Origin of the sequence: Streptomyces sp. NP-1717, assembly GCF_022695985.1 — a bacterium.
GTDB lineage: Bacteria > Actinomycetota > Actinomycetes > Streptomycetales > Streptomycetaceae > Streptomyces.
Genome location: NZ_JAAPBF010000017.1, coordinates 1 through 20,328, shown reverse-complemented (window position 1 = coordinate 20,328; position 20,328 = coordinate 1). Strand labels below are relative to the sequence as shown.

At 73.3% G+C, this 20,328-nt stretch carries 18 protein-coding genes; 8 read left to right on the top strand and 10 right to left on the bottom strand.

The genetic code is table 11. The annotated features are described in order from the left end of the window. Positions 1 to 118: 118 nt before the first annotated feature. Positions 119 to 1,051 carry a DMT family transporter gene (locus GXP76_RS05875; protein WP_242570340.1) on the bottom strand — a complete coding sequence of 311 codons (933 nt, stop codon included), beginning with the start codon at positions 1,049 to 1,051 and terminating at the stop codon, positions 119 to 121. A gap of 48 nt (positions 1,052 to 1,099) precedes the next feature. Here GXP76_RS05875 and GXP76_RS05870 point away from each other — a divergent pair, with 48 nt between their 5' ends. The 3 genes from GXP76_RS05870 (at position 1,100) to GXP76_RS05860 (ending at position 5,984) form a co-directional block, all read left to right on the top strand. After that, complete coding sequence (locus GXP76_RS05870; protein WP_242570339.1) at positions 1,100 to 2,569, top strand: PLP-dependent aminotransferase family protein; 1,470 nt, start codon at positions 1,100 to 1,102, stop codon at positions 2,567 to 2,569. A 160-nt stretch (positions 2,570 to 2,729) separates the two neighbouring features. Next, complete coding sequence (locus GXP76_RS05865; protein ID WP_242570338.1) at positions 2,730 to 4,334, top strand: alkaline phosphatase; 1,605 nt, start codon at positions 2,730 to 2,732, stop codon at positions 4,332 to 4,334. A 192-nt stretch (positions 4,335 to 4,526) separates the two neighbouring features. Beyond that, a complete protein-coding gene (locus GXP76_RS05860) occupies positions 4,527 to 5,984 on the top strand; it encodes a GNAT family N-acetyltransferase (protein ID WP_242570337.1) in 1,458 nt (485 codons plus the stop codon). Here the strand turns inward: GXP76_RS05860 and GXP76_RS05855 are convergent. After that, complete coding sequence (locus tag GXP76_RS05855; RefSeq protein WP_374359902.1) at positions 5,965 to 7,230, bottom strand: PLP-dependent aspartate aminotransferase family protein; 1,266 nt, start codon at positions 7,228 to 7,230, stop codon at positions 5,965 to 5,967. The genes GXP76_RS05860 and GXP76_RS05855 overlap by 20 nt on opposite strands. A 59-nt stretch (positions 7,231 to 7,289) precedes the next feature. Between GXP76_RS05855 and GXP76_RS05850 the strand changes: the two genes are divergently transcribed. Beyond that, positions 7,290 to 7,790, top strand: coding sequence for an Lrp/AsnC family transcriptional regulator (locus GXP76_RS05850; RefSeq protein WP_242570336.1), 501 nt, complete (start codon positions 7,290 to 7,292; stop codon positions 7,788 to 7,790). Between the two features lie 41 nt (positions 7,791 to 7,831). Continuing rightward, the gene (locus tag GXP76_RS05845; protein ID WP_242570335.1) at positions 7,832 to 9,514 is read left to right on the top strand and encodes a DUF885 domain-containing protein; all 1,683 of its coding nucleotides are present in this window, start codon (positions 7,832 to 7,834) and stop codon (positions 9,512 to 9,514) included. Between the two features lie 117 nt (positions 9,515 to 9,631). On the opposite strand, the gene GXP76_RS05840 is transcribed toward GXP76_RS05845, so the two are convergent. After that, on the bottom strand, positions 9,632 to 10,141 hold the full coding sequence (locus GXP76_RS05840; RefSeq protein WP_242570334.1) for a rhodanese-like domain-containing protein: 510 nt from the start codon (positions 10,139 to 10,141) through the stop codon (positions 9,632 to 9,634). A 92-nt stretch (positions 10,142 to 10,233) separates the two neighbouring features. Between GXP76_RS05840 and GXP76_RS05835 the strand changes: the two genes are divergently transcribed. Next, entirely contained in the window at positions 10,234 to 10,680 is a 447-nt protein-coding gene (locus GXP76_RS05835; RefSeq protein WP_242570333.1) for an Lrp/AsnC family transcriptional regulator, read from the top strand. Positions 10,681 to 10,702: 22 nt separating this feature from the next. On the opposite strand, the gene GXP76_RS05830 is transcribed toward GXP76_RS05835, so the two are convergent. The 4 genes from GXP76_RS05830 to GXP76_RS05815 all read right to left on the bottom strand — a co-directional run bounded on the left by GXP76_RS05830 (position 10,703) and on the right by GXP76_RS05815 (position 16,615). Further along, on the bottom strand, positions 10,703 to 11,638 hold the full coding sequence (locus GXP76_RS05830) for an SDR family oxidoreductase (protein ID WP_242570332.1): 936 nt from the start codon (positions 11,636 to 11,638) through the stop codon (positions 10,703 to 10,705). A 70-nt stretch (positions 11,639 to 11,708) separates the two neighbouring features. After that, positions 11,709 to 14,732, bottom strand: coding sequence for an AAA family ATPase (locus tag GXP76_RS05825; protein ID WP_242570331.1), 3,024 nt, complete (start codon positions 14,730 to 14,732; stop codon positions 11,709 to 11,711). After that, positions 14,729 to 15,895 carry an exonuclease SbcCD subunit D gene (locus GXP76_RS05820; protein WP_242570330.1) on the bottom strand — a complete coding sequence of 389 codons (1,167 nt, stop codon included), beginning with the start codon at positions 15,893 to 15,895 and terminating at the stop codon, positions 14,729 to 14,731. The genes GXP76_RS05825 and GXP76_RS05820 overlap by 4 nt, the downstream gene beginning before the upstream one ends. Before the next feature lie 93 nt (positions 15,896 to 15,988). Continuing rightward, the gene (locus tag GXP76_RS05815) at positions 15,989 to 16,615 is read right to left on the bottom strand and encodes a YigZ family protein (RefSeq protein ID WP_242570329.1); all 627 of its coding nucleotides are present in this window, start codon (positions 16,613 to 16,615) and stop codon (positions 15,989 to 15,991) included. 112 nt (positions 16,616 to 16,727) lie between these two features. Here GXP76_RS05815 and GXP76_RS05810 point away from each other — a divergent pair, with 112 nt between their 5' ends. Continuing rightward, a complete protein-coding gene (locus GXP76_RS05810; RefSeq protein WP_242570328.1) occupies positions 16,728 to 17,135 on the top strand; it encodes a CoA-binding protein in 408 nt (135 codons plus the stop codon). A gap of 32 nt (positions 17,136 to 17,167) precedes the next feature. On the opposite strand, the gene GXP76_RS05805 is transcribed toward GXP76_RS05810, so the two are convergent. Both GXP76_RS05805 and GXP76_RS05800 read right to left on the bottom strand, forming a co-directional pair. Next, complete coding sequence (locus GXP76_RS05805) at positions 17,168 to 17,731, bottom strand: YbaK/EbsC family protein (RefSeq protein ID WP_242570327.1); 564 nt, start codon at positions 17,729 to 17,731, stop codon at positions 17,168 to 17,170. 76 nt (positions 17,732 to 17,807) lie between these two features. Next, positions 17,808 to 18,380, bottom strand: a complete 573-nt coding sequence (locus GXP76_RS05800; RefSeq protein WP_242570326.1) for a helix-turn-helix domain-containing protein — start codon at positions 18,378 to 18,380, stop codon at positions 17,808 to 17,810. 95 nt (positions 18,381 to 18,475) lie between these two features. Between GXP76_RS05800 and GXP76_RS05795 the strand changes: the two genes are divergently transcribed. Further along, complete coding sequence (locus GXP76_RS05795) at positions 18,476 to 19,342, top strand: DMT family transporter (protein WP_242570325.1); 867 nt, start codon at positions 18,476 to 18,478, stop codon at positions 19,340 to 19,342. A 239-nt stretch (positions 19,343 to 19,581) separates the two neighbouring features. Here GXP76_RS05795 and GXP76_RS05790 read toward each other — a convergent pair whose 3' ends face one another. After that, entirely contained in the window at positions 19,582 to 20,325 is a 744-nt protein-coding gene (locus GXP76_RS05790) for a DapH/DapD/GlmU-related protein (RefSeq protein ID WP_242570387.1), read from the bottom strand. Positions 20,326 to 20,328 lie beyond the last annotated feature (3 nt).

The window sequence follows — 20,328 nt, the reverse complement described above, 5'->3', positions numbered from 1 at the left end:
CACTCTGCCACAGACCGTTCACGCAGAGTTCGCGGGTTTGGCGTGAAACGACGACATCAGCAGGTGGGAGCCCCGGGGGCGGGGACCCGATGTGTCGGGACAGACACATACGGGCACGTCAGGGCGCGGGGACCGGCTCGCTCTCCGCGACGCGGCGGGCCGCCGCCCGGGCCCGGAACGCCCCGGAGCCGAGCGCCACGCCGATGCCCACGAGCAGGCTGCCGGCGGCCTGCGCGGGCCCGTACGCTCCCGTGCCCACGACCGGGGCGGTGAGCGCCGCCGCCACCGGGATGAGGCCGGAAAAGAGTGTGGCCCGCTCCGCGCCGATGCGCTGCACGCCCATGTACCAGCAGATGAATCCGATCACCGTCACCACGGCCGCCTGCCAGCCGAGCGCGACCGCCTCCCCGGCGGTGGGGACGCGGACGAACCCGGCGCCGTCCAGAAGGAGTCCGGCGATCGCCGACTCGATCGCGGCGACGCCGGCCACCGTCGCGGAGAGCAGTCTCGGTCCGAGCGGACGCAGTACCGGTACGGCGAGTACGGCGAAGCCGACCTCGCCGACGAGCGCGGCGACCGACCAGGCGATGCCGGCGGCATCCGTACGCCCCCAGCCCTGGACGGTGAACGCGCCGACGGCGACCAGCAGCGCGCCGTACACGACGGCGCGAGCGGGGCGGCGCCGGCCGAGCAGGGGGAAGAGCACGGCGACGACGACGGGCGCGCAGCCGACGAAGACACCGGGGACGGCGGGTTCGGCGGTGCGTTCGGCGGCGATGACGGACAGGTTGAAGCCGACCATGCCGACCCCGGCGACGGCGGCGAGCCGGCCCCACTGCCGGCGGGTGAGGGCGCGCAGGGGCGCGGCGGCGCCCCGGGCGACGAGCGGGAGGAGCAGCAGACAGGCGATGCCGTAGCGCAGGGCCTGGCCGCCGGCGTAGGGGTAGTCGCCGAGGACGCTGTTGGCGGTGAACGAGGCGCCGACGAGCATGCAGGCGAAGGCGGCGAGAACCATGCCGGTCAGGGAGTTTCCCCGGGGTGTGGCAGTCATGGGGGCGACGCTACGAAAGGGAGGTGGTCCGGTTTAAGGTCCACTTCCATGACGGTATCGGGAACCACTTCGGGTGACGGTGCGACCGGTCGCGGGGACGGGACGGCCGCCGGATCGCGTACCGCCTGGACCGACGCCTGGGACGTACTGCTGGCGTCCGCGCCGGCCCGGCGCCGTGGACGGGTGCTCCAGTCGGCCCTGCGGGAGGCGGTGCGGTCCGGGCGGCTGGCGGCGGGTACCCGGCTGCCGTCGAGCCGTGAACTCGCCGCCGATCTCGGTGTGTCGCGCGGCCTGGTCACCGACGCGTACGAGCAGCTGACGGCCGAGGGCTATCTGCGCAGCGGGCACGGTTCGGGGACCTGGGTGGGCGACGCGGTGCGGGCGGCGGCACCGGCCGTGCGTGACCGGGCACCCCATCCGGCGGGCGCGCGGGCCGACTTCGTACCGGGTACGCCGGACCTCTCGCTCTTCCCGCGCGCCGCGTGGGGCGCCGCCCAGCGCTCCGTACTGGCGCGGCTGCCGCACCGGGCACTCGGCTATCCCGATCCCCGGGGCATGCCGGAGCTGCGTACGGCGCTGGCGGCGCTGCTGACCCGGCGGCGCGGGGTGGTGGCCGATCCGGAGCGGCTGCTGGTCTGCTCGGGGGTGGCGCAGGCGATGACGCTGCTCGGGTTCGCGCTGCACCGGCGCGGGGCGCGCACCGTGGGTGTGGAGGATCCCGGCAGCCCGGAGAACGTGGCGGTGCTCGGCGCGACGGGGCTGCGTACGGTGCCGCTGCCGGTGGACTCCGACGGGCTGGTGCCGGGGGCGCTTTGGCGGGCGGGTGTACGCGCGGTGGTGACGACGCCGGCCCATCAGTACCCGTCCGGTATCGCCTATTCGGCGGCGCGCAGGACCGAACTCCTCGACTGGGCACGGTCGGTGGACGGCTTCGTCCTGGAGGACGACTACGACGGGGACTTCCGTTACGACCGGGCCCCGGTCGGCGCGTTGCAGGGCCTGGACCCGGAGCGCGTGGCGTACATGGGCTCGGTCAGCAAGTCGATGGCGCCGGGGCTGCGGGTCGGCTGGCTGCTGGCGCCCGAGGAGCTGACCGAGGAGCTGGTCGAGCGCAAGCGCACCATGGACCTGGGCAATCCCGTACTGGAGCAGGCGCTGCTCGCGGACTTCGTCGAACAGGGCGGTTACGACCGGCACCTGCGCCGCTGCCGACTGGCGTACCAGCGGCGCCGGGACACGCTGATCGCCGCGCTGGACGAGCACTTCCCCGGCACCGAGGTCAGCGGCATCGCGGCGGGTCTGCACATCATCGCGCTGCTGCCGGGGCGTTACGGTCCCGAGGCGCGGTTCCTGGAGCGGGCGGCGGGAGCCGGTGTCGCGCTGCGCGCGCTGGCGTACCACGGGACGGCGCGGCCGGACGACGGCCGGGTGCGGCTGGTGATGGGGTACGCGCACCAGTCGCCGTCGGACATCACGCGGGGGGTGCGGCTGCTGGCCGCGGCTGTCGGGCGGGGCTGACGCCGGGCCTGGTGGTGGACGAGGTGGGTGCGGGTGCGGAGCCGAAGGGGGGTGTGTTCACCCGGGGTTCGTGTACCGGCCGTCGCCGGGCGCTACGTATGGCACGTCGCACCATTCCCCAGGTCACGCTCCTACCGAGCCCGCCGCAGGAGGCACATCGATGACGAACAGTTCCCCGGGTCCCGCCACGGACCGCCGCACCGTACTGCGCGGCTCCCTCGCCGCCTCCGCCGCACTGGCCCTGCCCGCGACCGCCGCCGCCGTCGCCGGGACGGTCGCCGGCGCCGCACCCGCCCAGGCGCGTTCCGGGCGCCCGAGCGCCGGCTGGGGCGTCCAGACGGGCGATGTCACCTCGTCCTCCGGGCTGGTGTGGATCCGTTCGGACCGGCCGGCCCGGATGCTGGTGGAGACGTCGGCGACCGATTCGTTCCGCCGTGCGCGCACCTGGCACGGTCCGCTCCTCGGCCCCGGCACCGACTTCACGGGAACGACGCCGCTGCGCGGACTGCCCGCCGGTGAGCAGGTGCACTACCGGGTGACGCTCGCCGACCCCGACGACCCCCGGCGGACGAGCGAGCCGGTGTACGGCACGTTCCGTACGGCCCCGGCGCGGCGCCGGCAGGGCGTGCGGTTCCTGTGGTCGGGCGACATCGCCGGCCAGGGGTGGGGCATCAACCCGGACATCGGCGGCTATCGCGCGTACGACGACATGCGCCGGCTCGACCCGGACTTCTTCCTGTGCAGCGGCGACACCGTGTACGCGGATGGGCCGCTGGTGCCGTCCGTGACGCTGCCGGACGGGCGGGTCTGGCGCAACCTCGTCACGGAGGAGAAGTCGAAGGTCGCCGAGACGCTGGACGAGTACCGGGGCCAGTTCCGCTACAACCTGCTCGACCACAACGTGCGCCGGTTCAACGCCCAGGTGCCGACGATCGTGCAGTGGGACGACCACGAGGTGCGCAACAACTGGTATCCGGGGCAGATCCTGGACGACGTCCGCTACCAGGAGAAGGACGTGGACGTCCTGGCGGCGCGCTCGGTCCGGGCGTTCGGCGAGTACTTCCCGGTCTCCACGCTCCGCGCGCGGGGCGAGGACCGGCGCATGCACCGGGTGGTGCGGTACGGGCCGCTGCTCGACGTGTTCGTGCTGGACATGCGCTCGTTCCGCAACGCCAACTCCCCCGGACGGCAGGCCGACGACACCACGGGCATTCTCGGCGCCGAGCAACTCGACTGGCTCAAGCGCGAGTTGTCGCGTTCCCGCGCGGTGTGGAAGGTCATCGCGGCCGACATGCCGATCGGTCTGGTCGTGCCGGACGGTACGGCGGACATCGAGGCGATCGCGCAGGGCGACCCGGGCGCGCCGCTGGGCCGGGAGCTGCAGATCGCCGATCTGCTGCGGTACGTCAAGCACCGCCGGATCACCGGCACGGTGTGGCTGACGGCGGACGTGCACTACACGTCGGCGCAGCACTACGAGCCGGAGGGCGCGGCCTTCAAAGACTTCGCGCCGTTCTGGGAGTTCGTGTCGGGTCCGCTGGCGGCGGGCGGGTTCCAGGCGAACGCGCTGGACGCGACGTTCGGGCCGAACCGTGTCTTCGTACAGGCTCCCGACCGGGCGAACGTCTCGCCGATGGAGTCGCCGCAGTACTTCGGCGAGGTGGACATCGACGGTGGCAGCGGCGAGTTGACGGTGCGGCTGCGGGCCGAGGGGAACAAGGTGCTGTTCAGCAAGGTGCTGAAGCCGGGCCTGGTCGGCCAGTAGGTCACGCGGGTCCGGGGCGGGTAGCCTCGGCGGAGGACGCGCGCCCCGCCCGGTCGTCAAGGTTGAACAGGCGCGTGGTCACCTGACGCCATAAATCAGCCAAAAGTAGTTGATAGGCGAAGAGAAGCATCTGTTACCCATCAGTCACAGTACGTTCGCGATTGCGCAACACCGCCGCGTCACAGTGAGGGCATGACCGATGTGACTTCATCGAAGAGCGCCCGGCGCCCCCACCACTGGCGCCGGGATCTCGTCGAACTGGCCGCCCTGTTCACCGCGGTGGCGGTCGCCGACGCGGTCGCGAACATGATCGTGCACGGGCCGGACGGGCCCGTGCTGCTCGTCGCCTCCGCCATCGCCCTGATCAGCACGGCCGGATTCCACACCTGGTGGTCGAGGCGCCACGGCCACGCGCCACCGGTCGAGGACCCCCCAACCGGCGGGGCGTCGGCCGGCGGCGGGCCGGCCGACGGCGCCGCGGACACCGGCGCGGCCACCGCGCTGTGGCGGATGCGGGCGACGGTCCGGGACGCCCCCGGTTCGCTGGCCGCGCTGTGCACGGTCCTCGCCCGCCGCCGGGTGGACATCCTCACGCTCCAGACGCACCCCCTGGCCACCGGCACCGTCGACGAGTTCCTGCTGCGCGCGCCCGCCGCGCTGCCCGCGCGGCAGCTCACCCGAGAGATCTCCCTCGCGGGCGGCAGCGACATCTGGATCGAGCGCGCCGACGCGCACGATCTCGTGGACGCCCCTACCCGGGTCCTGGGTCTGGCCGCCCGTACCGCGCTGGACGCGGCCGAACTCCCCCTGGCCCTGCGCCAGTTGCTCGGCCGCTGCACGATCCACTCGCTGCCCGCCGTCTCCCCCGCCGGCCGGCCGGCCGGCGAGAGCGCCCCCGTCGAGGGCGTCCTGGAGAGCACCACGATGCGGCTGCGCGACCCGAGCGGAGGCACCATCACCGTCGAGCGCCACCATCTGCCGTTCACGCCGACCGAGTTCGCCAGGGCACGCGCCCTGGTCGAACTGGACGCACGTCTCGGGCCGCGCGTCCCGCGCGGCCGTGACGTCCTGACCCTGCCCGAGGGCAGGATCACCGTGCGCCGCGCCGACCGGAGCGACGTCGACGCGGCGTCTGCGATGCACGAGCGCTGTTCCGAGCGCACCCTGGGCCTGCGCTACCACGGTCCGGTGGGCGACGCGGACCGCTATCTCGACCATCTGCTCAGCCCTCGGCACGGTCGGACGCTGAAGGCGCAGACGGCGTCCGGGCGTCTCGTCGCGCTCGGCCACCTCCTGTGGGACGGTGACGAGACCGAGGTCGCGCTGATCGTCGAGGACGCCTGGCAGCGGCGCGGCATCGGCTCCGAACTCCTCGGCCGCCTCGTCGCGCTCGCCGTCGAGGCGGGCTGCGCGAGCGTGTACGCGGTCACGCAGGCGTCCAACACCGGGATGGTCGCCGCCATGCGCGGACTCGGTCTGCCGCTCGACTACCAGATAGAGGGTGGCACGCTGGTCGTCACCGCCCGCCTGAGGGCGACGGACGAGCGGCGGACACCGGTCACGGACGGGACGGAGCACGAGACCTCGCACGGAACGCCGTCCGGGACGTCGCCCGGCATCCGGCCCGGTGCTACGTACGGGACCCGGTAGCGGGCACCGTACGAGGTGCCGTACGAGGCCCGGCAAGGGACTGCGTGGACATCGGCGCGCGAGCGGACCGGGCACTGAGCGCCTCGGTCAGATCCCGCCACAGGTCCTCGACGTCCTCCAGACCGACCGACATCCGCAGCAGCCGGTCGCTCACCCCGGCCGAGCGCCGGTCCCCCTCCGGCACGATCCGGTGGCTGATGGAGGCCGGGTGCTGGATGAGGGTGTCCACGCTGCCGAGGCTGACCGCCGGGGTGATCAGCCGGACGCCGGCGATCACCTCGTGCGGGTCGCCGTACACCTCGAAGGAGACCATCGCCCCGCCGATGCTCGGGTAGTGGACCCGGGCGATGCGCGGGTCGGTGGCCAGCCTGCGGGCCAGGTCGGCCGCCGTGGCCGAGGCCGCCCGTACCCGCACGGGCAGCGTGGACAGACCGCGCAGCAGCAGATAGCCGGCCATCGGGTGCAGGACACCACCGGTCGCGAACCGCACCTGGCGCAGCTTCCGCGCGAACTCCTCGTCGCACGCGACGACTCCGCCGAGGACGTCGCCGTGCCCGCCGAGATACTTCGTCGCGCTGTGCAGGACGAGCCGGGCGCCGTGCTCGACGGGCCGCTGCAGAACGGGCGTGGCGAAGGTGTTGTCGACCAGCAGCGGTATCGAGCCACAGGCGTGGGCGACGGCGGCGATGTCGACCTCCGCGAGGGTCGGGTTCGCGGGGGTCTCGACCATCACCAGGCCGGTGTCGGGGCGGATCGCGTCGGCGATGCCCGCCGGATCGGTCCACGTCACCTCCGTACCGAGGAGGCCGGCGGTCAGCAGGTGGTCGCTGCATCCGTACAGAGGCCGTACGGCGACGACATGGCGCAGGCCCACACCCGACCGTACGAGCAGGACGGCGGTGAGGGCCGCCATGCCGCTGGCGAATGCCACCGCGCTCTCGGTGCCCTCAAGCCGGGCGAGCGCCGTCTCGAAACGGGCCGTCGTCGGGTTGTCCAGGCGCGCGTACACGGGCGGGCCCTCGGGGCGGGCGCCGGTGGTGGCGAACTCGTCGATCCGCGCGGCCTCGGCACGGGGGTCGTAGGAGGGGTAGGTCGTCGACAGATCGATCGGCGCGGCGTGCACACCGAGCAGGGCGAGGTCCTCGCGACCCGCGTGCACGGCCTCGGTCGCCAGCGCCCGGGGGAGGGTCGCGGAGAGGGGTACGGCCACGGGTTCGGGCATGCCGTCGGCATCCAGGGAGTCCATGGGAGCACTCTGAACATCCGGCGGGATCCACGGGAGATCCTCCGTGTTACGTTCGCCGGATGAGCGAGTCAGTCGTACTTGACACGGTCGATCTGCACATACTGCGCCTGTTGCAGAACGACGCACGGACCACCTACCGGGAGATCGCGGCCGAGGTCGGAGTCGCCGCGTCGACGTGTCTGGACCGGGTGGCCAGACTCCGGCGCTCCGGAGTGATCCTGGGACACCAGCTGCGCCTCGATCCGGCCAAACTCGGCCGTGGGCTCCAGGCGTTGCTGTCCGTGCAGGTCCGGCCGCACCGCCGGGAGCTGATCAAGCCGTTCGTGGAGCGGATCCGGGGCCTGCCGGAGTCCCGCTCGCTGTTCCATCTGACCGGGCCGGACGACTATCTGGTCCTTGTGGCCGTGGCCGACACGGCGGATCTCCAGCGGCTCGTGGTGGACGAGTTCACCTCACGGCCGGAAGTGGCCCGTGTCGAGACGCGGTTGGTCTTCCAGCAGTGGGACTGTGGTCCCCTTATGCCGCCTTCATCGGCCATTCCAGCGGCAACGCGGTCCTGAAGGAGGGTGACGCGGGGTCCTCCCTCGGAGAGGATGTCGCCATGCCAGACACTTCCAGCAGCGCGCTGCCCCGCCAGGTCGCCGACGCCTATGTCGACGCACTCATCGAACTCGATCCGATCACCGGTACTTTCCTGGGCGTCGCGGCCAGCTCCGGCCGTCTGCCCGATTTCTCACCGGCCGGGGCGCGGGAGGTCGCCGACCTCGCCCGCGCGACCCTCGCCAAGCTCGACATCGCGACGAAGCTGCCGGGAGCCGACAACGACCAGGAGCGGCGCTGCGCCAGACTGCTCCGTGAACGGCTGACGGCCGAACTCGCCGTCCACGACGCCGAGGAGAACCTGCGGGCCGTCAGCAACATCCACTCCCCCGCCCACCACGTCCGCGAGATCTTCACCGTGACGCCGACCGGGACGGACGAGGACTGGGCGGCTGTGGCCCAGCGCCTGCGCGCCGTACCGGCCGCGCTGGGCGGGTTCCGCGAGTCGCTGGCCCTCGGCCTGGAGCGGAACCTGCCGGGCGGGCCCCGTCCGACCGCGACGTTCGTCGGCCAGCTCACGGAGTGGGCGGGCGACGGCAGCGGCTGGTTCGACGAGTTCGCGGCCGCCGGGCCCGACTCGCTCCGTACGGAACTGGACGCGGCGGCGGCCGCCGCGACCGGCGCCGTCGCCGAACTGCGCGACTGGATGCGCGACGTGTACGCCCCGGCCGTCGCGGGCGCGCCCGACACGGTGGGCCGCGAGCGCTACGCCCGCTGGTCGCGGTACTTCAACGGCACGGACCTCGATCTCGACGAGGCGTACGCCTACGGCTGGTCCGAGTACCACCGGCTGCACGCCGAGATGACCACCGAGGCCGCGAAGATCCTCCCCGGCGCGACCCCGTGGGAGGCGCTGGCCCACCTCGACGAGCACGGCGAGCACATCGAGGGCGAGGAGGAGGTACGCAAGTGGCTCCAGGCCCTGATGGACGAGGCCATCGAGGCGCTGGACGGCACGCACTTCGAACTCGCCGAGCGGGTACGGAGGGTGGAGTCCCGTATCGCCCCGGCGGGCGGCGCGGCGGCTCCGTACTACACGGGCCCCTCTGAGGACTTCTCACGCCCCGGCACCACCTGGCTGCCGACGATGGGCGAGACGCGCTTCCCGGTGTACGACCTGGTGTCGACCTGGTACCACGAGGGAGTCCCCGGCCATCACCTCCAGATCGCGCAGTGGACCCATGTCGCCGACCAGCTCTCGCGCTACCAGGCGTCCGTGGGCGGCGTCAGCGCGAACGCCGAGGGCTGGGCGCTGTACGCGGAGCGCCTGATGGACGAGCTGGGCTTCCTGCCGGACGCGGAGCGCAGGCTCGGCTATCTGGACGCGCAGATGATGCGCGCCTGCCGGGTGATCGTGGACATCGGGATGCATCTGGAGCTGGAGATCCCGGCGGACTCGCCGTTCCACCCCGGTGAGCGCTGGACACCCGCTCTGGCGCAGGAGTTCTTCGGCAACCACAGCGGCAGGCCGGCGGAGTTCGTGGAGAGCGAGCTGACCCGCTATCTGTCGATGCCGGCCCAGGCCATCGGCTACAAGCTGGGCGAGCGCGCGTGGCTGCTGGGCCGCGCGAACGCACGCGCCCGGCACGGCGACGCGTTCGACGCGAAGGCCTGGCACATGGCGGCCCTGTCGCAGGGCTCGCTGGGCCTGGACGACCTGGTGGACGAGCTGTCCAAGCTCTGACCCACGGGCGCCCGGCGTCACGACGCCGGGCGCCTCCTCCGTACGGCGGGTGCGGACGCGACGCGGCCGTACGCGCCGGCCGGGGCGGGTCGGCAACGTTCGGGGCCGGCCGTTCGGTCAGCAGCCGCAGGGCGCCGAGGCGCGGGGTGCCGTCAGGGGGTCGCGCTCGCGGTGTTCCCTCGGACCGTCGCCGCCCGGGCCCGCGCCCGTCTCGATCTCGAAACCCTCCCTGATCCAGTACTCGATGCCGCCGAGCATCTCCTTCACCCGGTAGCCGAGCAGCGCGAGGGCGAGGGCCGCGCGGGCGGCGCCGTCGCAGCCGGGGCCCCAGCAGTACGTGACGACGGGCACGGACCTGTCGAGCAGTTCCTCCGCCCGGCCGGGAATCAGCGCGGTCGGCAGATGGACGGCGCCCGGGACGTGGCCCTGCTCCCAGGACTCCGCCGAGCGTGAGTCCAGCAGGACGAAGCCCGGGTCCTCGCCGGCGGAGAGCGCGGCGGCGACGTCCGAGACATCGGTGTACGAGGCGAGGCGGGCCGCGAAGTGGGCGGCTGCTTCGGAGGGGGCGGCGGGGGCCACCGCGAGCACGGAGTTGGCCGGTGAACCGACGTCGGCGAAAGTGGTCATGCCCAGAACGATAGGGCGGCGGATCCCCTGTCCTGAAGGGAGATTCCCCGGCACATGACTTGTTCGGCCGGGGAATCCTCTGCTACTTGCTCATGACCGAGTTTTCCCCGGACGCCACGGACTGGCTGATTCTGGACGCCCTGCAACGTGACGGACGGACCGGATTCGCCGAACTGGCGCGCGCCGTCTCGATGTCGGCGAGCGCCGTGACGGAGCGGGTGCGGCGCATGGAGGAGGCCGGGGTGATCTCCGGGTACACGGCCGTGGTCGACCAGGAGCGGCTCGGACGGCCGATCCTCGCCTTCGTACGGCTCCGCTATCCGCATGGCAACTACAAGCCGTTCCACGATCTGCTGGCGGGCACGACGGCGATTCTGGAGGCACACCATGTGACGGGCGACGACTGCTTCGTACTGAAGGTCGCCGCCCGTTCGATGAGCGATCTGGAGACGGTCACGGGCCGGATCGCGACGCTGGGTTCGGTGACGACCAGCGTGGTCTACTCGTCGCCTTTGCGGCGCCGGGCGGTGGCTCCGTAGGAGGAGAGCACCGGCGGTCCGGCTACTCGGCCGGGCCCCGGTGCGGGTCCGCCGGGCGCTCGTGGGGCCGGGGGGTGCCCGGCGCCGGCCTGAAGTGCTCGCCGCTCAGCAGGAATCCGCCCTCCGAGTTGATGACCTGGCCGGTGATCCACGCGGCCTCGTCCGTGGCGAGCCAGGCGATCAGCCGCGCCGGGTCGTCCGGCATGCCCCACCGCCCGGCCGGGAACATCCCGGCGATCTTGTCGTACGCCTCGCCGGTGAGGTAATCCGTGTCCACGGGGCCGGGGTTGACGGTGTTGACCGTGATCCCCATGCCGCCGAGCGAGGCGGCCAGCGTGTGGGTGGCCGAGGCGAGGGCGCCCTTGGACAGGCTGTAGGCGATCTCCTCGGGCATACCGGACCGCAGGTCCTGGCCGGAGGTCATCATGACGATGCGGCTGCCTGGCCGGATACGGACCGGATGGGCGGCCCGCAGCCTGGCGTACGCCTGGATCAGCAGGATCACGGAGCGGGTGTTGGTCGCCCAGTGCGCGTCGAGCACCCGGGCGTCGATGTCCTTGAGCGCACCGTCCGAGCCGTTGAGGGCGTGGTTGGCCACCAGGATGTCGACCACGCCGCCGAGCGCCTCACTCGCCGCCGCGAAGACCTTGGCCGGGCCTTCGGGGTCGGCGAGATCGCCGGGCCCGTGGACCACTCGGGCGTCGGAATGCCCGAGAGCTTCGCGCACGCCCGCCGCGACTCCCTCGGGGCCGTCGGGGTCCGCGCCCCAGGGCTGGGTCCGGTCGTGCGGCACATGGTGGTGGAGGTAGACGCTCGCGCCGTACGCGGCGAGCCGGCGGGCGACCGCGTACCCGATACCGCCGCGTCTGCTCGCACCGGTGACGAGGGCGGTACGGCCCCGCAGCGGCAGGTGCTCACGGCGGAGGGATTCGGCGCTCGGCTGGGGAAGCTGGGGCATGGTCACCCATCATGGTCGGCCGCCCGGCGCCCTGTCATACGGATTGCGGACCGACCCGGCCGGGCCGTGCTCAGCCCTCGGCGCCGCCCGTCCGGAGACTGACCGTCGAGCCCCGGCGTGACTTCGTCACCTCCAGCTGGGTCGGGATCCGGCGGCGCAGGTCCGCGACATGGCTGACTATGCCGACGCTGCGGTCCCGTTCGCGCAGTGAGTCCAGCACGTCCAGGACCTCGTCCAGCGTCTGGTCGTCCAGACTGCCGAACCCCTCGTCGATGAAGAGGGTGTCCAGCCGGGCGCCGCCCGCCTCGTCGGTGACGACGTCGGCGAGGCCCAGCGCGAGGGCGAGGGACACGAAGAACGTCTCCCCGCCGGACAGGGTCGCGGTGTCCCGCGCGCTGCCCGTCCAGGAGTCGACCACGTGGAGTCCGAGCCCGGACCGCTTGCCGCCGCCGCTCCTCGCGTCCGAGTGGACCAGGGTGTAGCGGCCTGAGGACATGCGCAGCAGCCGCGCGGTGGCCGCCTCCGCGACCTGTTCGAGGCGGGCGGCCAGGACGTACGACTCCAGGCGCATCTTGCGGTCGTTGTCGGTGGAGGTGCCGGCGGTGAGCGCGGCGAGGCGGGCGACCCGCTCGTACTCCGTACGGAGCGGGCCGAGGCGCCGTACCTCCTCCTCGGCACGCCGGGAGAGCCCGGCCAGCTCGGCGCCGCGCTCGCGGGCGCCCGTGAGCGCGGAGGACGCGTCGCGCAGCGCGGTCTCGGCCGTCTCGTAGGACATCAGGGCCGTGTCGAGCCGGGCGGGAGGCGCCTGCGCCGCGTCGCGCGCGTCCGGCTCGCCGAGCCGGTCGGCGACGGCGGCGGCCTCGGCCTGCCAGTCGTCCATCCGGTGGGTCAGGTCGCGTTGCTCCGGGCCGGACAGCAGGGCCGCCGCCGCCTCGCGCGGTGTCCCGAATCCCGCGCGGAACGCGGCGTCCGCGAGCCGGCCGTCGCCGTCCTTCAGCCGCTCGGCCGTGGCGTCGAAGTCCCGTACCGCGTCGGCCGCCTCGGCGAGCAGCCGGGCCCGCTTCGCCAGCCGTTCGGCGTGCTCGGCGACGCTGTGGGCGTCACCGCGGGCGCGTACCAGTTCCGATTCGAGACCGGTCTGTTCGTGGTCGAGCGCTTCGCGCCGTGACGTACGGGCCGCGACACGGTTCTCGGCCGACCGCTGGGCGGCGAGCCGGTCCTCGCGCTCCCGCTCGGCGCGGGCCAGCGCCTCACGGGCGGCGTGGGTGCCGGCGGCGAGGCGGTGCGCCGTCGTGTGCTCGCGGCCGAGGCGCTCGGTGAGCGCGACCAGTTCGGTGACGGTCGATCCGCCGGCCGCGGACCGGGCCGCCGCGTACTCCTCCCGTACGCAGGCGTGGTCGCGCTCGGCCTCCGTGACCGCTGCCTCCGCCCTTCGGGAGGCGGCGAACGCGGCGTCCTCGGACGCCTGGTCGACCTGGCCCGCCGCCGCCCGCGCGGGCGCCGGATGGTCGGCGGAGCCGCAGACCGCGCAGGGCTCCCCAGCCACGAGTCCGGCGGCGAGTTCGGCGGCGATGCCGCGCAGCCGTCGCTCGCGCAGGTCGAGCCAGGTCTCCTTGGCGTCGTTGGCGCGCCCGCGGGCGGTGTCCAGGTGGCGCTGCGACGCGGCGGCCCGTGCGTCGAGCGCGTCACGCGCGCGGGCCGCGTCGAGCTGTGCGCGCGCCGGTTCGAGCTGTCCGGCGAGCTGTTCGGCGCGGGTCGCCGCCTCCTGGGCCGCCTCGACGCGTTCCTGGTGTTCCCGGCGGGCGGTCTCCCAGCCCGTGAGCCAGCCGTCGGCGTCGGCCAGCAGGTCCTCGTCCGCGCGCGCCTGACGGTCCAGTTCGGCCCGTTCGCGGCTGATCTCCGCGCTGCGCCGCTCGGCGCCCCGGGCCGCGTCGACCCGGCCCAGTTCGGCCAGCATCTTCCGCTCCAGCGCGGAGAGTTGGTCGGCGCCGGCGTCGGTCAGTTCGGCGGGGAGCACGGCCCGGGCCCGGTCGAGGGCGTCGGCGGCCGTACGGTGCGCGCGCTCGGCGTCGGCGCGCAGGGCGAGCGCGGGGGCGACCCGGTCCGCCTTGCGGGCCCGCTCCAGCCTGGTACGCGCCGCCTCGTACGCGGGGCGGCGGGCTTCGAGGTCGTCGGCGCGCCGCCGTCCGTCGGCGAACCGCTGTTGCAGCCGGGCCAGTTCACGTTCCTCGTCGAGCAGCCGGCGCGCGGCGGCCTGCCTGCTCTCGGCGCCCGCGAGGGCGCACTCGGCGATGTCCCGGCGCTCGTGGGCCGTGGAGCGGGCGACGGCGGCCCATTCCAGGACGGCGGGCGCGAGGCCCGGATCGCCGGGCTGCCGTGCGGGCAGCGGCTGTTCGATGCCCCCGCGTGCCGCACCGGCGATCCGCTGCCCGATGTCGAGCAGCCGCTGATCGCCCTCCCGTACCTGCTGTTCGGCGCCCCGGCGCAGTTCGGCCAGGCGCTCCTCCACGGCGGCGAACCGGCGGGTGTCGAAGAGGCGGCCGAGGAGTCTGCCGCGTGCCTCGGCGTCGGCGCGCAGGAAGCGCGCGAAGTCGCCCTGCGGCAGGAGGACCACCTGGCAGAACTGCTCCCGGCTCATACCGAGGAGCTGGCCGATCTCCTCGCCGATCTCCTGGTGGGAGCGGCTCAGGGCGCGCCAGTCACCGCTCACGGGGTCGTGCTCCCGCAGCCCGCTCCGTGCCTTCTCCGTGGTGACGCCGGTGCCGCGCTTCTTGGGACGTGTCTGCGCGGGGCTGCGGGTGATCTCCAGCCGCCGTCCGCCGACGGTCAGTTCGAGGCAGACCTCCGTGGAGGTGCCCGCGGGGGCGTGGTCGCTGCGCAGCGAGGCGTCCTTGGTGGCGCCGCCCTTGATCTGGCGCGCTCCCGGCACGGCGTCGTACAGCGCGTAGCAGACGGCGTCGAGGACCGAGGTCTTCCCGGCGCCGGTCGCGCCGTGCAGCAGGAAGATCCCTCCGGCGCACAGCGCGTCGAAGTCGACCTCCTGGGTGTCGGCGAAGGGGCCGAAGGCGGTGACGGTCAGCCGGTGCAGTCTCATCCGGTCACCTCGCGTACGGCGGTGTCGACGCGTACGTGGTCGAAGGCGCCGCGCAGCACGGTCCGTTCCCGGTCGTCCGGTCCGGCTCCGCTCCTGACGTGCGCCACGAAGTCCTCGGCGATCTCCTGGTCACTGCGGCCTTCGAGGCGCCGCGCGTAGGACGCGACGACGTCGTCGTCACCCCGGTCGGGGTCGAAGACGAGGCTGAGGGTGTGCGGGAAGCGTTCGGCGAGGCGTGCCATGGGCTCGGCGGGGCGCACGGGGTCGGTGAGTGTCGCCTCGATCCAGGACCGCTCGTGGCGGGTGAGTACGGGGTCGTCGAGGAGCCCGGCGAGGGTACCGCGGACACGGGCCAGCGGGCGCGGCACCGGGCAGTCGATCCGCTCGGCGTGGACCTCGCCGCCGGGCCCGAGGTCCACGAGCCACATCGTCTTGCGGTGGTCGGTCTCGGAGAAGGAGTAGGCGAGGGGTGAACCGGAGTAGCGGACGCGCTCGGTGAGGGTCTGTGAGCCGTGCAGATGCCCGAGGGCCACGTAGTCCACGCCGTCGAACGTCCCGGCGGGCACGGCGGACACGCCGCCGACGGTGATGTCGCGTTCGCTGTCGCTGGCGGCGCCGCCGGCCACGAAGGCGTGGGCGAGGACGACGGACCGGGTGCCTTCCGGCCGTGCGGCGAGGTCGGCCCGTACCCGGTCGAGCGCGGCGGTCAGCACGGCCTCGTGTCCCGCCTTGTCCGCCTTGAACTCGTCGCGGACCAGGGCCGGTTCGAGGTAGGGCAGGCCGTAGAAGGCTACGTCGCCGTGGGCGTCGGGGAGCACGACGGGGGTGGCGCAGCGGGCCGGGTCGGTGCGCAGATGGATTCCGGCGTGGTCGATGAGCCCGGCGCCGACGCCCAGCCGCCGGGCCGAGTCGTGGTTCCCGGAGATCATCACCGTCGGTACGCGTGCCTCGGCGAGGCGGTGCAGCGCGCGGTCGAAGAGTTCGACGGCGGAGAGCGGCGGCACCGCCCGGTCGTACACGTCGCCCGCCACGAGGACCGCGTCGACCTCGTGCGCCAGCGCGGTCGCCACGAGATGGTCGAGGAAGGCCGCCTGTGCGTCGAGCAGGCTGACCCGGTGGAACGACCGCCCCAGGTGCCAGTCCGACGTGTGCAGGAATCTCATGATCCCTGAGAGTAACGGTGGGGTCGGACATCACGTGTGGCTACCGGCATTTCACCCGTGGGGCGACTGGCGTTCCTCCGGTCCCGGCCGGGGTCAGACGTCGCCGTACGCCTCACCGCCCAGTTCCAGCAGGGCGGTTCCGGCGGTGGTGTCGGCGAGCCATTCGCGGAAGGCGCCGACGTCGGAGGCGGGCAGTCCGATCCGCATGGTCACTATCTCCGCGTACCGCACGTCGCGCACGGTGCGGCCGGTGGCCCGGAGTTCGTTCTCCAGCTTTCCGGCCCGCTGGTGGTCGACGATGATCGTGGCGAGCCGGTAGCGCCGGCGGGTGACGGTGCCGACCCTGTCGAGGGTTTCGCCCACCGCGCCACCGTAGGCGCGGATCAGCCCGCCCGCGCCGAGCTTGACGCCTCCGTAGTAGCGCGTGACGACGGCGACGACGTACCGCACGTCCCGGCGCATCAGCATCTGGAGCATCGGCGCGCCGGCCGTACCGCCGGGTTCCCCGTCGTCGCCGGCCTTCTGTACGGAGGCGTCGGCGCCGATGACGTAGGCGAAGCAGTTGTGCGTGGCGGTGGGGTGTTCCCGGCGGACGCCCGCGACGAAGTCCCGTGCCTCCTCCTCGGTCGCGGCGGGCGCGAGTGCGCAGAGGAAACGCGACCGGTTGATCTCGGTCTCGTGGACACCCCGGCGGGCGACGGTGCGGTACTGCTCATGCATCGCGCCACCCTAGGCTCTGCCACCACCGGGCGCGCATGGCGGCCCCTCGCCAATGGGCGGGGCGGGGGTGGGACGGGGGAATTGCCGGGCCGTGCCGGCCGTTGATCCGGGCATGTACGCAGACGATGAGACGATCCGCAGGATTCTGACCTCCACGGGCGACACCTGGGCGGTCGTGGGCCTGTCCGGCAACAGTTCGCGCGCGGCCTACGGGGTGGCGGCCGTGCTCCAGCGGTACGGCAAGCGCGTGGTGCCGGTGCATCCCAAGGCGGAGACGGTCCACGGCGAGCGGGGGTACGCGTCGCTGGCCGAGATCCCGTTCCCCGTGGACGTGGTGGATGTGTTCGTCAACAGCGAGCTGGCGGGTCAGGTCGCCGACGAGGCCGCCGCGATCGGCGCGAAGGCGGTCTGGTTCCAGCTCGGTGTGATCGACGAGAAGGCGTACGAGCGCACGCGGGCCGCCGGTCTCGACATGGTGATGGACCGCTGCCCGGCCATCGAGATACCGCGCCTCGGCTGAGCGGGCCGTCGGACTTCGCGGCCCGGCCGGCTTCAGGCGGTGGGGACACCGAGCCCGTCGACGACCGTGGCGCCCGGCAGGGTGGCGAACGCCTTGCCGGGCACGATCAGCTTCCCCCGGCGGCGTCCGCTGCCGATGAGCACCCACTCGGTGTCCACGACGGCGGCGTCCACGAGCAGTGTCCAGCCGGCCGGCAGGCCGATCGGTGTGATGCCGCCGTACTCCATGCCGGTCTCGCCGGTGGCGGAGTCCATCGGGGCGAACGAGGCCTTGCGGGCGCCGAGTTGCTTGCGTACGACCCCGTTGACGTCGACACGCGTCCGGGACAGCACGAGACAGGCGGCGAGCGTGGACTCGCCGCCGCGCTTGCCCGCCACGACGACGCAGTTGGCGGACCGGTCGAGCAGATCGGCCCCGTGGTGTTCCACGAAGGCGGCGGTGTCCGCGATCTCCGGGTCGGTGTCCACGTAGAGCAGCTGCTCGGCGGGCACATCGCCCTGCCAGGCCCGTACGGCGGCGGCGACGGGCTCCGTGAGCAGGTCGAGGCAGTCGGGGGCGGGTCGGGCGTCGGTGAAGTCTCCGATGGGGGCGCGCATGGGCGTCAAGCTAACAGGCGGGCGGGCGGCGGCGTACGGGCGTCTCGGCGGATGAACGGCAGCGCGATGCGCGCGTTCAGCGGGCGGGCGGGATGGAGACGGCCATCGTCATCTCGACGGTCGTGGTGCCCTCGTTGCGGTAGGCGTGGGACACGTTCGCCTCGAAGACCGCCGACGAGCCCTCGGCCACGGTGTGCGTCGCGCCGTCCACGACGAGGGTCAGCTCGCCCGCGGTGACGTGCAGCAGCTCGGTCGTGCCGTCCGGGTGCGCGTCGGAGTCGCTGTGCTCGCCGGGCACCAGCTTCCAGGACCAGAGTTCGAGCGGGCCGCGTGACTCGGTCCCGACCAGCAGGACGGTGGAGCTGCCCGCGTCGGTGGACCACATGCGGACGGCCTGGCCGGCCGGTACGACCCTGACCTGCGGGCCCTGTTCGTAGTCGAGAAGCGTGGTGATGCTGATGCCGAGCGCGTCGGCGAGTTTCACCGTCGTGCCGACGCTGGGGTTGGTGCGCGCCTGCTCGATCTGGATGATCATGCCCCGGCTCACCCCCGACCGGGCCGCCAGGGCGTCGAGGGTGAAGGCTCGCTCGCCGCGCCACCGTTTGAGGTTACGCGCGAGCGACTGGGTCAGCTGGTCGAGCTCCGACACATTCCGTCCAATATATTCAATGGAGCAGTCCAATAGAGTGCACTACGGTGTGGTGCACCAACCGTCCACCACACTGTACTGGCGAGGTTCGCTCCATGACCGCACTGTTCGCGCTGGCCACCGCCCTGCTCTGGGGTCTGGCCGACTTCGGCGGCGGACTGCTCACCCGGCGGACACCCGCCCTGACGGTGGTCGTGGTGTCGCAGTCGATCGCCGTCGCCGTCCTCGGCGTGGTCGTCGTCGCGACCGGCGCCTGGACCGCGACCGGACCTCAGCTCTGGTACGCGGTCGCGGCCGGAGTCGTCGGCCCCGTCGCCATGCTCGCCTTCTACAAGGCGCTCGCACTCGGCCCCATGGGCGTCGTCTCCCCGCTCGGCTCGATCGGCGTGGCCGTACCGGTGGGCGTCGGCATCGTCGTCGGCGAGCGCCCCGGACTGCTCCAGCTCGCCGGGATCGCCGTCGCCGTCGCGGGCATCGTGCTGGCCGGCGGGCCCGAGCTGCGCGGAGCGGCGGTCCAGCGCCGGGCGATCGCGCTGACGCTGGTCGCCGCGGTCGGGTTCGGCGCGGTCATGGCCCTGATCGCCGAGGCGTCGGCGTCGATCACCGGCCTGTTCCTGGCGCTGTTCGTACAGCGCGTCACCAACGTCGCTGTCGGCGGGGCCGCGCTGTACGTGTCGGTGAGGCGGGGCGCGCGGGCGCTGCCGGAGGGGGGCGGATTCCAGGTGATCCGGGCGGCGCTGCCCGCGCTGGCGTTCGTCGGACTCGCGGACGTCGCCGCCAACGGCACCTACTCGATCGCCGCGCAGAACGGTCCCGTCACGGTCGCCGCCGTCCTGGCCTCGCTGTACCCCGTGATCACGGCGGTCGCCGCGCGAGGCGTACTGAAGGAGAAGCTGCGCGCCGTCCAGGCGGCGGGCGCCGGACTCGCGCTGATCGGCACGGTCCTGCTGGCCGCGGGCTGACGAGCCGCCCGTACGACGCCCCGTGGCGGCCCCGGCGGACCGGGCCGGCGGGCGTGCCAGGGGGTGTCCGCGAAGTAGCGCCGTCCGCCCGTAGGGCGGGGCCCGCGGCGGCTGGTGCGGTGCATCGCAAGGCGGAGGACCGGCGTTGTGGATGGACCTGCCGTACTCGGCCGGGTCCGACAACGCGGCGAGGTGCCGTACCAGGCGCCGCGAGCCAGGCGGGACTTCGCGGACACGCCCTAGGACAGGTCCGGATCCAGCTCGGCCAGCGCCAGCAGCTGCTGCGGGGTGATGCCTTCCGGGATCGGTACGGGCGCGGGCGTACGCAGCGGCGGCTGCCAGCCCCGCTCCGGGTCCCAGCTCCGTACGATCCGCGCGGGCGCGCCGGCGACCACCGAGTGGTCGGGCACCTCGCCCCGTACGACCGCGCCCGCCGCGACCACCACGTTGCGGCCCAGCCGCGCCCCCGGAAGGATCACCGCGCCGGTGCCGAGCCAGCACCCGGGCCCCACCGAGACCCGCTCACTGCGCGGCCACTGCTTGCCGACGGGCACCTCAGGATCGTCGTAACTGTGGTTCGTGGACGTGATGTAGACGTACGGCCCGCAGTAGGTGTTCGCGCCGACGGTCACCGCCGAGTCGGCGACGACATGGCTGCCACGGCCGAGTACGACACCGTCACCGAGCCGCAGGATCGGCTCCGCGCCCAGGTCCAGGCCGGGCATCATCCCGGCCGTGAGCGTGACGTGTTCGCCGATGACACAGTGGTCGCCCAGTTCGATCCACGGCTCGCCGAAGACCGTGCCCTGCGGGAAGGCGAGCCGGGTCCCGGTGCCGATCCGGCCGAAGCGCAGCCTCCCCGGCTGCTCGGCGCTGACCGCCCCGGCCTCCCGGATCCACCGCCAGCCGCCCTGGACGGCGCGCGAGACGAGCCGACGGCGCCAGGCGGTCAGTGCGGGCCACGTGTCTCTGCTCTTCGGCACCCG

Excerpts from the sequence above, each read along its gene's own strand:
- GXP76_RS05795 (WP_242570325.1), top strand. The coding sequence starts at position 18,476 with ATGACCGCACTGTTCGCGCTGGCCACCGCCCTGCTCTGGGGTCTGGCC.
- GXP76_RS05865 (WP_242570338.1), top strand. The coding sequence starts at position 2,730 with ATGACGAACAGTTCCCCGGGTCCCGCCACGGACCGCCGCACCGTACTG.
- GXP76_RS05840 (WP_242570334.1), bottom strand. The coding sequence starts at position 10,141 with ATGACCACTTTCGCCGACGTCGGTTCACCGGCCAACTCCGTGCTCGCG.
- GXP76_RS05850 (WP_242570336.1), top strand. The coding sequence starts at position 7,290 with ATGAGCGAGTCAGTCGTACTTGACACGGTCGATCTGCACATACTGCGC.
- GXP76_RS05835 (WP_242570333.1), top strand. The coding sequence starts at position 10,234 with ATGACCGAGTTTTCCCCGGACGCCACGGACTGGCTGATTCTGGACGCC.
- GXP76_RS05875 (WP_242570340.1), bottom strand. The coding sequence starts at position 1,051 with ATGACTGCCACACCCCGGGGAAACTCCCTGACCGGCATGGTTCTCGCC.
- GXP76_RS05810 (WP_242570328.1), top strand. The coding sequence starts at position 16,728 with ATGTACGCAGACGATGAGACGATCCGCAGGATTCTGACCTCCACGGGC.
- GXP76_RS05860 (WP_242570337.1), top strand. The coding sequence starts at position 4,527 with ATGACCGATGTGACTTCATCGAAGAGCGCCCGGCGCCCCCACCACTGG.
- GXP76_RS05855 (WP_374359902.1), bottom strand. The coding sequence starts at position 7,230 with ATGGACTCCCTGGATGCCGACGGCATGCCCGAACCCGTGGCCGTACCC.
- GXP76_RS05830 (WP_242570332.1), bottom strand. The coding sequence starts at position 11,638 with ATGCCCCAGCTTCCCCAGCCGAGCGCCGAATCCCTCCGCCGTGAGCAC.
- GXP76_RS05820 (WP_242570330.1), bottom strand. The coding sequence starts at position 15,895 with ATGAGATTCCTGCACACGTCGGACTGGCACCTGGGGCGGTCGTTCCAC.
- GXP76_RS05845 (WP_242570335.1), top strand. The coding sequence starts at position 7,832 with ATGCCAGACACTTCCAGCAGCGCGCTGCCCCGCCAGGTCGCCGACGCC.
- GXP76_RS05815 (WP_242570329.1), bottom strand. The coding sequence starts at position 16,615 with ATGCATGAGCAGTACCGCACCGTCGCCCGCCGGGGTGTCCACGAGACC.
- GXP76_RS05805 (WP_242570327.1), bottom strand. The coding sequence starts at position 17,731 with ATGCGCGCCCCCATCGGAGACTTCACCGACGCCCGACCCGCCCCCGAC.
- GXP76_RS05870 (WP_242570339.1), top strand. The coding sequence starts at position 1,100 with ATGACGGTATCGGGAACCACTTCGGGTGACGGTGCGACCGGTCGCGGG.
- GXP76_RS05825 (WP_242570331.1), bottom strand. The coding sequence starts at position 14,732 with ATGAGACTGCACCGGCTGACCGTCACCGCCTTCGGCCCCTTCGCCGAC.